We start from the raw sequence: 14150 nt of genomic DNA, 5'->3' as shown, positions 1-14150 counted from the left end.
TTTCGAATAGTACACAAAAAACCGTAATCTGCCAATTTTTCAGTAAAAAACCTAAAAACTGGATTTTTTCTTCGCGGATGGATTTATTTCATAAAACTGAGATTATCCCAATAAGACTGCAGACATGTCTGTATCACGAAGTTTCTTATCATACTGACATCACATTGATTAATCGGGATAAATACCGGATTTCAGGTTTATTTCAGCCGCATGGATGTCCAGTTCAATTGCTAAAGTCGCATATTTAAAGGAACGCTACGGACAAATTATCAACATTTCAAAATCATACCTTTTTGAGTTTTATCTCTAAGTCGCATGCGAAGAGGAACACAATGATTACTTTATGATCATCACATCAACGCCTCCCTGTCACACTGCATGTTCAGAGGAACAAAAATCGGGTCAGGCAACCCCCCTCATCTCTCGTTTGTGCATGTTCAGAGGAACGATCCGGATTGATAGTCCGATAAACTGCTTAAGCTGCATGTTTACAGGAACAACTCATGGCCTCGTCTCTGCATATTCAGAGGAACATATCCCTTTTGACGCATTTTTAGAGGAACGGGAACATCTCACAAACAGCATATTTAGAGGAACACGTTAACGATTTTCGTATCATATTCAGAGGAACACGCCTCTCATGAGGCTGCATACTCAGAGGAACATCATTATCAGATGAATGCATATTTAGAGGAACATATCTGATTTTGTTGATGAAAACTCATCTCACACTAATCAACTTGAAGCCCCCCCACCTCCGTTACAACTTGCAAAAGACAAGGGACCTACATGTTTAGAGGAACACCACTGCTGGAACTCACTGCTGCATGTTTAGAAGAACATCTGTTGAAGAATCGCTGCATCTTTAGAGGAACACCCGGGATATGACTTAGCATGTTTAGAGGAACGGCTTGCGGCATCAGCATCATTAGAATAACGCCTGATCATTTTGCACTCCATAAACGATCAATTCACAAACAGATTTGCATGTTTACAGGAACGACGATTCTCTCAACTCGACAGCACAAGTATCAAAAACCACAGATGCATATTTACGGGAACAGTTTGAGGTGCATGTTTAGAGGAACACCGTGCAACTCATCGCCAACATGTTTAGAGGAACATAGTATCTCAAGCCATATGCATGAGGATAACCCCTCCCTGTTTCCGGGATTCATAACATGCTTTCAGCATGTTTAGAGGAACGCTATAAAGTGCACAGAGACTTATAATGCATATTCAGAGGAACGCCCAGCCCTCTCATGGATGACTACTGCGATATTTTTGAATGCATGTTTAGAGGAACACCAAGGGGCGAGTTGAATAATATGGCAAGCTTTCGCTTGCATATTTAGAGGAACAAAACGGTTTTATATCGAAGAAACAATAAATTACGCTTAGTTAATATCAGAGCACCAATGTATAACAATGCCGTCTCGGGACCTATACTTCATTGTTCTCAGAAAGATCCGGATCACGGGAAGTGATCGTAAAGTAGATCCTTTTCTTACCCTGAACGACCTTGTAGCCCTCGGTGTAAGTCAGGTATTTCACCTCCTCCAGGAGCTTCATAGCTTTCCTCACTATCATTAGCTGCTTACGAGGCTCAGAACGCATGTTAAGGCGTTCCTGGATTCGCTCGAAGGTAACAATCTGAACTTTGTTTGGAACGTTTGGAAGCCCTTCCAGGAAGGTATAAATGGCCTTAGCCACCTCATTGCGCTTAATGGCAGGAAATACCTTGAGCTTTAACACGCGCTTAAGATCGATGTTATAAAGATCCCGGAGCCCTGGATTGTACTCAATGATTACCTGATTCTTGGCGGTATCCACCTTAGAAAAGTTGATAAGGTGCGTGGTGGCGCTCACGATATCTTCACCATCTTCCTTGTACACATGGATCGACGTTTGTGTAATTTTACGAAGCGATTTCGCAATCCTTTCTTTCAGATTCTTATTGACCTGCCGCGAATTGAATTCACACAGACGCGCAAATTCGGTGAACGGCAACGTCACCTTACCCTCTTTCATCTCCGTGTGAGTTAATGCAGAAATGATGGCCACCCAGGTGCGAAAATCTGTGTCCATATCCAATTTAGGACCATTTATGGTGACTTTGTTGTACCCTTCTTTGTTGACAATTTCGAGGTTACGGAACTCTTCTGAGGCATCCATCGAGCGATTGCCGACGCTCTTTTTCTCGATCAAACCCACAGGGCTGAATACACTCAAACGTAGCAGCGATAACGGCTGGATCGATTTGTTGCTTGTGGATGAGATGTACTCTAGTTCACCTGTGGTTTTATTTTCATACTCGACAGTTAGACCTAAGTCATTTATATCCTTGGACATTTCCTTTAACCTCCCCCTGCCATAGTTATCCACAGGTAAACGTCGCACTGCATGTTCAGAGGAACGCTTTCTGCATATTCAGAGGAACACTACAGCATATCCAGAGGAACGCATAGCATTTTTAGAGGAACAAATTACATATTTAGCGGAACAGATCACATGTTTAGAAGAACAAACTGCATGTTTAGAGGAACAAAAACCTCTTTAAGAGTATGATAAATATAAACTTTCCGATGCTTAGATCCTTAAGATCTTTATAAAGATCATATATAAGATCCCTATTAGATCAATATAAGATCCACTTTATTAGATCTATCCTGTGGATAACGAGTATAAATACTATCAATATTCAGCTACATCTCGACGCTAACCTGTTCCTCTTGAAATTATTCAGAACATTTTTATCTGTTTAAAAAACAACCAGCATAGATAAGTAAATCCGAACTCCATATATTGAAATATAAGGCATGATAGTGATTTGAAAGCTCTTAACTATATGATTATAAATAACTTTATTAGGTTACACTGTAACATTTAATTTAACCTTCTTATTTCAGAGAAGCTAATAAAAATATATAGAGAAATAATAATTCTCATTTGCACAATAGTTTCTCAAACTGATTTAAACCGTCTGCAATAAATATCACAATACTCTTATCAATTTATCCCCTACCCTCTGCGTTAATTTAGAATATAATTTTATTCCAAAATTATACATTCGTTAGTGTCTTCCTATCATTTATTACTACACTCAAGATCCTAATAGAAAATTTTGTCTAATCATAAAATAAATATACAGTTTCGATTAGGATAATGAGTCTGCTTTAGATACATTATTTGCGGTTAAAATTGAATCATTCGATTTAAAGAAAACTATTAATGACTAAGCTTGAGTCTGAAGAAAAATAAGCAACTTCAATGATCACTGTCTGGATTTATGGCTAAGTGCCATCATTAAAGACTCATAACTAATATGCATTTTTTTGCAATGAAACTCGGACAATTAAATTGCAATTCACTATAACGTGAAAACTTTTCCTCTTGAGAGGAAGCATGATGTCTTCCACCTGCCCCACGTCATGATAATTTTTCGCTTTGAATCTAATAGAAATGCATTTCTAAGTCATACGCTTATGGTTGTTGTTTAGATTAGTTATAAGTATGTTCACTTTTAAGTTAAGTGTTCAGGAGTTAAAACTAATTTGTGTGCATTCTCATTCCAGGAATGTCTTTTTTATTCATTTGGATTAGTTATTGATGGTGTTTTCAGTCTGAAAATTTTTAATAATTAATTATAAATCAATAAGATATGGGGATTACTAATGGAGAAATTTCATATCCCGAGAAGTTCAGCCTGCAGTTTTTATTATGAAATAGTGTTTTGGATTCAATTGATTCAAGAAATGAATGTTTCCATGAGACTGAATTGTATGATGTGATTGTAGGATGGAAATAACAGAATATTTAATTAAACAGAGTTCTTAATTAGCCATTGAATAATATGTTTAAAGAATGTAGCCACTAGTCTAAAAGTAGATTGGTTAATTACATACTATAAAGATGTATTTACTTATAAGACAGCCTTCTATCTACTCCATTTAAATCATTGTGATGTTATGGAATAAAAATATTATTAATTTCAATACGATTGAATTTCTATGGAAACGTAGCAAACGACTTTCTTTTAAAAGTGTGAAGAGTCAACCAAAAGCATGACTTTTAATAAAGTATTGGGCTATTTTAGTATTAATTTTTTAACCTTAATATAAACATACATATATTAAAGATTTTAATAACCACATCATGTAGGAAAATGATTGGCTATTAATAAGTAATTCCTATCTGATGCAATAAAAAAACGCACTATAAACATAGTATTCCATATGAAAATTTCATCTCAACATAGTGCAGGTCAGCAAAGAAGAACAGAGCTAAACAAAAATAGATTAATAAAGGTGGAGAAACTCCAGGTATTTGACAGTCAATGTGAATATTTTCGACAAAAAATTCGGAACTCTGCCCAACCAATACTCGCAGAGAAACATTGAATTTAACCAATATTATTTCACATGATGCAACAACCTTATCCTTTGACTCCCTGTTTTATCATTAAAATAATCGCGACTAAATTTATATAATCCGTGGATTAAAGAAAACATAAGATATTGATGTTATAGTCATAAGAACACTTCCGGCATATATAAATGGCAAAACATTAATTTCTACGGAAGCCAAAAAACCAAAACTGAATCCTGATGGCTTGAATAAAGTGTGCAATTGTGATTATACATCTCACATACCTATGAGAAGTAATATGGGAGTTTTCAGGCTGAAAATTACAACTTTTCTCTTTTTTTTCAGTATGTTATGGATGATTTGCTTGGTGAAAAATATTTTCGGCAGAGCATTTCGGATGCTTAGACATCAAAGAATGATCCTTGGCAAGAAGGCTGGAACTAAAGAATTGTATTTGTTCAAAGAATAAAGGAGTATAGATTCTGAAGACCACTGTGGGTATGTTATAAAATATAAAGGGACATGAAATAGCAGGGAGGATAATGCAAGCAGTTTGGGCAATCAATAATATTTTTTGAAATTTTTCGAGTTTTAATTATTCATAAACAAAAATTGAATCTCACATGATGGCATTGACAACAAAAATTTAAGGTATTAGTTCTGGAATATATTAATGGCACAGTAGAACTGAATAAATTTAACCCACTCAAAGGGAGAGCATTTTATTTTAAAATTTTATAATGATTTTATCTTTATCGCCCAATAGTAGAAATCGAGGACATTAGCATAATCATCAAATCAACATTCATAAACTCAACAAACAATAATATTGGCACTCTAAGTAAATGGTCCAAAAAGAAATTAGAAAATAATTAATTTGAGATAGCTCAATTAACCAATGCGTAGGTATCAGAAAGAAAAGCCACGGAATAGGTATAAAATAATGAAAAAAGAAATGGTGTAAGGATTGCGATTCTCAAGAGATGACGTCATATATTGGAGTTTTCAGGCTGAAAAAATGAACGTTTGATCTGAATTTTCAATGAGTTAGCGTGATATGAGCAAGGTGAAAATACCTATGCGTTTTCCAACAGAATGTACTTTTTTAAAAAATATGGTCACCAAGGCATTAAAGGTGGGGGAGGGGGATTCAGAAAGGATTTAATAGCAAGAGCTGATTAAACCTAAGTCTGTATTGAATTAGGGGAAAGGCATAACTATGGGCAAAACGAAAAAATTGGAGGAATATTATTTTTTAACCATGTGAAAACATGGATAGTAATTTTCTCCATTATTAACCATTTGAAACACGTCATATCAACCAAAACAAAAAACGAATTAATGAAAAGTGATCCGAATGATTAACTGCTGGATATGCAAAAATATGCATAAGAAGAGCAAATTATCGAGAGGAGAACGCACTTGTTGCAGATAGAATAATATGTACACTTAACAACAATGCGTTCCTGTGCGAATATTTTTGAAAGACTGAGGGGACATGAGTATCAGATAATCTAAAAGGTACACAGTAAACCTGCACGAGAAATAAACGGATAATATGAGAATAGAGACAAAATCGAGTTGATACTACTAATAAGCCATGAAGGATAGTGCAAACTTATCAAATCACATGTAAACAACTGCTTTGAAAATAGATCTCTGATTTAACCATGAATTTAAAAATTACTAATGTGAAAGACATAGCGTGTATGAGCATTTTCTGATCATTCAAACAGACATGTAATAGTTAGTTGAAAAATTACGAATTATATCAACTAACTACAAGATCGAGTAATTTGATTACCGAAGCAATTAGAACAGATAAAAATAAAATTAACTTTGAATAGTATTGATATTAAGAACTTATTATTCGTAAAAAATTAACAAATATTAGTGAGACCTAATATGGATAACAAATAAAGCGAGAAGGGAAAAAGGAAATACAAAAAAGTTAATTTGATGGATTCTTATGAGATGTGAATGGTTTTCCAGGGAAAAATGATCAGGAATTGCGAGTAGGGGGTCGCATACGTAACTTTGATATTTTAGAAAATTGTTCTATATGTATGTTTTAATTCCATAATTTTGAATTTCATTACACAGGAAAAAGATAAAAATTGCCGGATAAAAAAGAATGGTGATAAATCAAATAATACCCAGCCTTGAGATAATGCATTAAAAAATCTGAATGCCGAACTTCTATAGCATCATAAAAACTAACGAACAAAAAACAATCACCAGAATAACTTAAAATTAGCCGAAAAATCAATGGCTTATTAACGATATTACATCAACATCCTCACCCTATAACATTTGATGTTTTCTACTCAGATAAGAAGTCCTCTGATTCTGATGGGGCACAAAGTGGCTTATTCGAATTCAGATAGCGATAGTAAGTACTACGAGCAATACCTAATCTACGGGCACACTGACTTGAACTGAGTGTTTTATGTTCGTACATTTCAATCGCCTGCCCTTTAAGCTGAATCGCATCATTTGATAGGCCCGAAGGTCGACCTGATGGTGCGTGAAGAGCCCGGGGATTATGTCCGGAGAGCACAGCGATGAGCGCAGTGGATTCTGGCCACTGAATACTGTTCATAACCCCATCAAGAGTGATTATGTGATGTCCTCGAAGGAGCCATTTCTTAAGCCAACCAAGCAGACCTGATGTAGAACCACGTAACGAGTTCAAAGTTGTCATGAGTAGAATAACTCTGACCTCTGGAAAAAATTGTAGAGCAGGGCAAAGGGCATTACTTTGGTCTGGATCTTCAATTAGCGAATGACAACATTCTTGTAATAATAAATTATTTTGTTTATTTCTTTCATCGAATGCTCCCCGACTATAACCCATTACGAAATAATTATCGGATTTGATAGTTTGTAGAAAATATAAGTTATTAATCATATTGTTAAGTGATTTTTATAGAGATTATATTTATACTTTAAAATTACATATGTAATATATTTTAAAGACGAACATTGATACTTTTGTTTTTTAAATAGTACAAAAAGCGAGATGAAGGATGCTCCGGAGAAAATTCAATGGTGAGTCTGTCGGCCAGACTAATTATCCTTACCTTCTTTTTCAGAATATTTGTGATCCACTTTAATTTATTATGATATTTTGGAATGCTTTTATCCATGCGCCATAATATTAATGTGTCACCATGTGTAAGATCGCAAATACAATTATGTAGAGTATCCAGATCATGAGGCGATGATTGCTCGTATATTATTTCGCAGTTTACTGAGAGAAAAATCTTATATATGAATACTCTTGTTTTTGCTGATGGTGTGTAAAAAATATAGCCCTTCTGTGTAGACGCCATTGTTCCTAACTCATTGAAAATATTCATTTTATTGAGTGTGAAAAAAGTTGATGAAATTAATATTTGCGGTATGGATAAATTTAGTATGTTTATTATTAAATATATTTATTAGGATTTTCCCTGGAAATCTGACAGCATGTGTGCCACTCATGGCAACTAAAAATATGCACGAGTGAATACATCAACAATACTAATTATAGGACCCCGTCTTTTATAATATTAAGCGCGTAATAATTATTTCCTTAACTTTCTAGTTATGAAAATAAAGTTGGTTAAAATTTCTGACGCCTAGTTTTCGTAGAGCGTTGATTTTATGAGTGCTGACTGTCTTAATCGATATTGCTAACTCCTCCGATATTTGGGCGTGTGATGCTTGTTCATAAAGCCGACGGATAATAATACACTCCGTTGCTGTCAGATGCCCTGGGCAATACTTTAAAGTTCGTGGTGAAGACTTCATTGAGTGAATCAGCATTCCCAGGTTTGTAAAAGACAAGTTCCTTGGAGCTTTCGCATATGCTTTGAATATCGGAGATAAGTGTTTATAGGGCGTATAGAGAATGAGCACATTCACCTTACAGGAGATGATAGGATGGCTGATGCTTTTCTCTATAAAACTTTGTGTACTTGAGTCAAGTAGTATAATGTCTCCATGTCTAAGATGCGTTTGAGTAAACTCAGGTGTATAATTTTTCCATTTTTGTATAAAAAATTTCTGATTATCAGCAAGAAATTTTGATTTCATACCGTAAGAAAAGTAGTAATCATCTGAAACCAGATAAATATTCATGGTTAATCTCAGTGCAGGGTGCAAAAAATTTGATGAGGTTTTATTAAATCCGTCAACCGATGTCGACTATGACAATAAAACATTTTCTGTATACATGACTGGTAAAAAACAAAGGCATTATGGCAACGCTTTCACGTTGACGTCAACACATAGTATTACAACAAAATATCAACCATTAGAAACTTATCCCAGGAATTTACCGAATTACTTACTGATTTTATGTGATGTTAGCTTTGCTTCACTCCTTATTCTTCCCATTCATTACCTTGACATCTTCCTGATAAATAAAAAGAACGAAAGGAAAAGTGAGATTGTTCTTATATGGTGTGGGAAACGTCTTGGGGCTGTGATGAAAAATCATGTTTTTATTATTTTAAATTCATATTAAACTCTGAGTTATGTTCGCGGTGATGCATGATCTCAGAAAAAATCATGCCCGCTATTGGGAGGATGCTGTAATTCCATTGATTAATTTGTTATTTTTCCCTACCAAATAAGACATCCCACGGTAGATATGAGAGCCCTTTGGCGTTTACCTGCATGATACCTATTGAATTCAGTGAGTTATGTAATTTAATCGGAATATTTTACATTTAGGAACCATCTGTGAACCAGAATGAAATCTCGCTCTCGCCAGAAATAACGTTTATTCAAGAACGTTCATGTCTATCTTCCCCAGGGCAGGAAGATATACATTTGACGCCTAATGAACGTCGATTGCTTGAACTGATTATCAGTGGCAAAGGGAAGAAAGAAACGATCATTGAGGAAATCTGGCATAGCCGAGGGACCATTGTAGGCGAATCCAGTTATCACCAACTTATCAAAATGTTACGCCGGAAACTGCAAATTGCGGGTTTGCCTTATTCTGTGATCAAGACTATTCCTCGCCATGGGATCACTTTAAATCTCACCAAATGCCCTGAGCCAGAAGAGCGTGTATTGAACAGCCCTGCGCATGAGGAGATAGCAGCTGAAGTTGTTGCAGATGCTGGAAACGCTGAACTGACTGCATTACCAGAGTTAACGCTGTCTCAGTTGGGCAGAGAAAAACTGAATTCAGGACGGTTCATTCATGAAAAAAAACTAGTATTATTCGGATTGGTTATATTTATGTTACCCACATTGCTAACATGTGTGTATAAACTTGTGAATCCGGAGCCACAAGCTTTTCCATTTGAGAGTAATATAGGGGAGGTCACCTTCCACTTGAGTTCATTGCGAGGCATCAGTAGCGAAGTTCTGGAACAGCGACGCTCTAAATTACCTAAATCAATCACAAATGTTTACATTGCCTCCAATGGTCCTAAATTCTGGGTTGCGGAGTGCGAAGGGGAACTTTCTAAGGAGAATAAATGTCGATACGAACTCTATTCCTCGTATTGATGGCTATTGTTTGCGTTTTGGGAGGGGCATTGATGTCTTGGTCGCTTTGGAATTATTTTGAAAGCGCGAAACGTCCCGAACAACCTTGCTCCAGCATTATACAGGGTGCGAACTTAATCGATCAGTATCAAAGTCCTTACCAGTTCAATGGAGTCATTACCTGGTGGCCTCAAGCTAATAAACTTACTCTTTTCGGTGTGAAGAGTGATAAGGACAATAATGGTATTGTTTTTGACAGAGCATTGCAATTGCAGACTGTTACGGCTAAAAAGGGTGTCATTCAAGCTAAAATTAGCGACCTTAAAATCTACAATGATGACAAACTCCCACCAGGATATGTCATTTTAGGAGAGAAAGGAAAAGATCTGACATTGCTGTTTAAGCCTATTGATCGTAATAGCTGGTTGATGTTAATAAACGATAACTGGATTATGATGTGCGAAAATAAGTAGTTATAATATGCATTATTGAAGACACTATTGCTCTGTCACGAATTTTTGATTTCTTCTATGTCTTTTATCTTTTCCTAATCCATGTTCGTTATTTTGTTTAACTGGTTTTCAATTTCTAATCTGGTTTTTAATTTCTAACATGAGATAATTATCATTATGAATACTTGTTATGATAAAGGCATTGAAATTTCTTATTGCGATGGTAATGAGGATATTTCGTGGCAGAGCATTAGAGATGCATGCGTGAATCACGTATTTTTTAAAATTAGCGAGGGGGTTAAGAGCCAGGATTCTTTGTTTGTAAAACATTGGGCAGATGCCAGAAACGCAGGCTTTGAGCTGGGGGCATGGCATGACTTCACTTTTTCAGCTGGTGATATTCGTACACAGCTAAGAAATATTATTGCGGCATTGAAGGCAACTAAGTTCAATCCTGGTCTTGATAAACTTGCGTTGAGGCTAAATATCACGGGTACTGAAGGTATCCGTTCATCTGATGTGTTAGAAGCATTCCATACTTTGCTTGAATGGGTATGTTTGAACGGATTACATGGCAAAAAACCCTATATCTGCTGTTCTACGGATGTATGGGAAGGATTAAGAGGTTGGCAGGATTATGATTTTCATGATTTCCCTTTGTGGCTTATAGATCAAAATGAGACTCGACTAACCTTACCGATACCCTGGAAAGTGAATAACAAAATGTGGACAATCAGACAGTACCGTCAAACTTGTCAGATTGCAGGAATTGAGGCACCTGTTGCGCTCAATTATGTCTACCGAGACCGTCCCTCCTATTGATTCTTCATGACAGTACCTAACGGATACCGTGCAATCGGTTTCCGTTTTTATTTTTCAACACTCTAATTTTTCAAATGAAAATCGCACTCGAAGATGCGCACACCAAGAGCAAGAAAGTCCTTAATGTCTGGAAGATAGTCCTAATTCTTTAGTGGTTTGTACCAAGGTATAGTTGTTTGGTCCTTAGGGTTTCAGGGGCATAACTCCTGATTCTATGGGTCTTAACATACCTTTAAATCCTGAACTTGCAGTCGAATTGCTTGCCAGGAGATTGATTTGGGTATATCCAATTCATCGAAATCTAAATGGAAAATAAGATGACTTTTTTTAATGTATTTCCGCTTAGTGAATTAGTACTGGTTCTCGTAATACTCGAATTTGGTGTTATGGCTAGCGTGTTGAATTCAAGAGAATCTTTCTCTATAAGAAAAATAAGTGGAAATCTGATTCAGGGAGTAATTGTAGCGATGATTATTCTGGCATATGATTTGACAAGAAATGCTTCAATTCATCATACGATTACCTATGCTGGATTAATGGCTTTAGCATGGCCCAGAGCCATAAAGTTATTACTGCAACTCAGTAATAAGCTGGATTGATCTGGTATCCGGAAGAAATTATCGTTCTTCTCATTCAGATCGTCTCTTCACTGTATAACATGCGCTTCTACTGCTTACAGTAATGCATCAACATTCCTCAGAGAATAACAGTAAGAAGGGTGCATCAGATTCAACCAACCGTCATTGGTAAATATCCATTGCAACATCCCGGTTCCTGCGTGTTAAAGAGTTGGTGAAAATCATTCGAAAAATCATATTGTTATTACATTACACTTACTTTTTGGTTATTAAACTGGAAATTATAATTGTGCAGTAAGGAAAACTATGTCACTATGACTATGCTTTGGTATAGTAGTGATACTTAGGCATAGTGGGAGCAATTTCCCTGGTGTTGGCCGATAAGGCACCCTCTCTATGTGGAAGTGGAGAGGGTTTTTTTTATCAATTATATTTTTAGCTATATGGGGGCTGATTTGCTCATTTTATCCGTGCCCTCAACCCTTAAGTACTTCGTTACAAAGCATTCATGTCGAAATTCACTCAGTAACCTGCCTGAGAACTTCATAGAAAAGGGAAGCCGACAAATCATCGGTCCCCCTTGGCATAGGTGATAAATCGGCGTTAAGCGTCAAATAAAGCGCATCATACCCGGTCGTAATCTTCTGCGGTGTTCTAAAGTAAATCTATTCTCAGGTGTGGTTTTATTTCTTTGACCGCAAAGTGGGTGGAACGATGAATCTGCGCGTTAACAAAAACAACGAATGGCGGCGTCCTAACGGCTGGGATGCTGTGGCTTTCCCGCTTATTCTTTGTCTTATCGCTCTGTTCGCACTTGATTTCCATCAAACTCTGCAACCCGTCAGTACTCTGGCAACCCGGCCCATTACCCTGTCCCTGGCTAATCTCCCCGAGTATGCGATGCGTACCTCGTTACGAATGTTGGTGGCGATGGCTGCTTCTCTAATTTTTACCCTGATTTATGGAACCCTGGCTGCAAAGAGTCGGCGGGCAGAGAAAATCCTGATACCAGCACTGGACATCCTCCAGTCTGTGCCAGTGCTGGGTTATGTCTCATTTACCGTTGCTTTTTTTGTTGCCTTGTTTCCTGGACGGATTTTGGGAATGGAACTGGCGGCTATTTTTGCCATCTTTACCAGTCAGGCATGGAATATGACCTTCAGCTTTTATCAATCGTTACGGACGATCCCGCGAGACCTGCTCGAAGTTTCCCGCGGTTTTCACCTCACAGCGTGGCAACGGTTCTGGAAACTGGAGGTGCCTTACGCCATGCCCGGTTTGATTTGGAACATGATGGTATCAATGTCGGGTGGATGGTTTTTCATCGTAGCCTCTGAAGTGATTATCGTTGGCAGCACCTCGGTGAGTCTGCCTGGGTTAGGATCGTTTCTGGCACTAGCAATCGAACATCAGAACCTCAAAGCCGTGGGCTGGGTCTTACTGACAATGATTGTGGTGATCTTTACTTATGACCAACTGTTGTTTCGTCCACTCGTGGCCTGGGCAGATAAATTTCAGATGGGAAATATGCGCGCTGTTGAGATGCCCTCTTCATGGATATTAAATTTGTTACGCCGAACCCGGTTGGTCCATCGGTTGCTACAGCATTGGGGAGGGTTCTTTTCGGCCGCAGCGCGTGTCCCGTGGCGTTTTCCGGTTTCATTCTCAGGAAGGAGCCAGCGACAGGGAAAAGCATGGGGTGATATTCTCTGGAACCTGGTCATTATTGGTATCACTCTGATGGTAACCTGGAGGGTGGTATATGACATTCACGATGACCTGACTCTACGGGAAGTCGGGCAAGTAGCATTGATGGGAATGATAACAATGTTGCGTGTTATTCTGATGATCCTGCTTTCCTCTCTAATCTGGGTGCCTCTTGGTGTGATCATTGGCCTGCGCCCAGCACTGGCTGAGAAGGTACAACCGGTAGCTCAGTTCCTGGCTGCTTTTCCTGCCAATCTGTTGTTTCCATTCTTCGTGATTGCCATAGTGCATTTTCACCTCAATCCGGATATCTGGCTTTCTCCGCTCATCGTGCTGGGAACACAATGGTACATCCTGTTCAATGTTGTCGCTGGTTGCACAGCATTCCCACATGATTATCTGGAGGCCGCCAGAAACTTTCACATCCGTGGTTGGCAATGGTGGCTAAGGGTGATTTTGCCTGGAATTTTACCTTTCTATGTTACTGGTGCGATTACTGCTTTTGGTGGAGCCTGGAACGCCAGCATCGTGGCGGAATTTGTGCAATGGGGAAATATCCAACTGACCGCACAGGGTCTCGGTTCTTACATTGCAAAAACTACGGCAGCCGGAGATTTCCCCCGTATCACACTGGGTATCGCTGTGATGGCATTGTTTGTGACGTTATGTAATCGGCTGATATGGCGTCCGATCTATGATCGGATCGTTGCTCAAAGTCGGGTGGATTAGTGTG

8 protein-coding genes are annotated in these 14150 nt (G+C 37.8%); 5 read left to right on the top strand and 3 right to left on the bottom strand.

What is annotated here, in order from left to right; all coding sequences use genetic code 11:
* Window positions 1–1443 precede the first annotated feature (1443 nt).
* The 3 genes from CUN67_RS24735 to CUN67_RS30705 form a co-directional block, all read right to left on the bottom strand.
* Window positions 1444–2352, bottom strand: coding sequence for a RepB family plasmid replication initiator protein (locus CUN67_RS24735; RefSeq protein WP_208718130.1), 909 nt, complete (start codon window positions 2350–2352; stop codon window positions 1444–1446).
* Window positions 2353–6691: 4339 nt separating this feature from the next.
* A complete protein-coding gene (locus tag CUN67_RS24730) occupies window positions 6692–7279 on the bottom strand; it encodes a helix-turn-helix domain-containing protein (protein WP_208718129.1) in 588 nt (195 codons plus the stop codon).
* A 674-nt stretch (window positions 7280–7953) separates the two neighbouring features.
* Window positions 7954–8163 carry a helix-turn-helix transcriptional regulator gene (locus CUN67_RS30705; RefSeq protein WP_368389672.1) on the bottom strand — a complete coding sequence of 70 codons (210 nt, stop codon included), beginning with the start codon at window positions 8161–8163 and terminating at the stop codon, window positions 7954–7956.
* Between the two features lie 936 nt (window positions 8164–9099).
* On the opposite strand from CUN67_RS30705, the gene CUN67_RS24720 reads away from it, so the two are divergent.
* The 5 genes from CUN67_RS24720 to CUN67_RS24700 all read left to right on the top strand — a co-directional run bounded on the left by CUN67_RS24720 (window position 9100) and on the right by CUN67_RS24700 (window position 14146).
* Window positions 9100–9879: a winged helix-turn-helix domain-containing protein gene (locus CUN67_RS24720; RefSeq protein ID WP_208718127.1), complete on the top strand. Its 780-nt coding sequence runs from the start codon at window positions 9100–9102 to the stop codon at window positions 9877–9879.
* Entirely contained in the window at window positions 9849–10331 is a 483-nt protein-coding gene (locus tag CUN67_RS24715; RefSeq protein ID WP_208718126.1) for a hypothetical protein, read from the top strand. Before CUN67_RS24720 ends, CUN67_RS24715 begins: the two co-directional genes overlap by 31 nt.
* Before the next feature lie 156 nt (window positions 10332–10487).
* On the top strand, window positions 10488–11132 hold the full coding sequence (locus tag CUN67_RS24710) for a glycoside hydrolase family 25 protein (protein WP_208718125.1): 645 nt from the start codon (window positions 10488–10490) through the stop codon (window positions 11130–11132).
* Between the two features lie 317 nt (window positions 11133–11449).
* Entirely contained in the window at window positions 11450–11731 is a 282-nt protein-coding gene (locus CUN67_RS24705) for a hypothetical protein (protein WP_208718124.1), read from the top strand.
* A gap of 693 nt (window positions 11732–12424) precedes the next feature.
* Entirely contained in the window at window positions 12425–14146 is a 1722-nt protein-coding gene (locus tag CUN67_RS24700; protein ID WP_208718123.1) for an ABC transporter permease, read from the top strand.
* Window positions 14147–14150 lie beyond the last annotated feature (4 nt).

The sequence above is a fragment of the Pantoea cypripedii genome, assembly GCF_011395035.1.
GTDB classification, from domain to species: Bacteria; Pseudomonadota; Gammaproteobacteria; order Enterobacterales; family Enterobacteriaceae; genus Pantoea; species Pantoea cypripedii_A.
This window is presented reverse-complemented; position numbering and strand designations above follow the sequence as displayed.

Bases quoted from the DNA above. Each gene is read 5' to 3' on its own strand.
- CUN67_RS24710 (WP_208718125.1), top strand. From the start codon at position 10,488: ATGAATACTTGTTATGATAAAGGCATTGAAATTTCTTATTGCGATGGT.
- CUN67_RS24715 (WP_208718126.1), top strand. From the start codon at position 9,849: ATGTCGATACGAACTCTATTCCTCGTATTGATGGCTATTGTTTGCGTT.
- CUN67_RS24730 (WP_208718129.1), bottom strand. From the start codon at position 7,279: ATGATTAATAACTTATATTTTCTACAAACTATCAAATCCGATAATTAT.
- CUN67_RS24705 (WP_208718124.1), top strand. From the start codon at position 11,450: ATGACTTTTTTTAATGTATTTCCGCTTAGTGAATTAGTACTGGTTCTC.
- CUN67_RS24700 (WP_208718123.1), top strand. From the start codon at position 12,425: ATGAATCTGCGCGTTAACAAAAACAACGAATGGCGGCGTCCTAACGGC.
- CUN67_RS30705 (WP_368389672.1), bottom strand. From the start codon at position 8,163: ATGAAGTCTTCACCACGAACTTTAAAGTATTGCCCAGGGCATCTGACA.
- CUN67_RS24735 (WP_208718130.1), bottom strand. From the start codon at position 2,352: ATGTCCAAGGATATAAATGACTTAGGTCTAACTGTCGAGTATGAAAAT.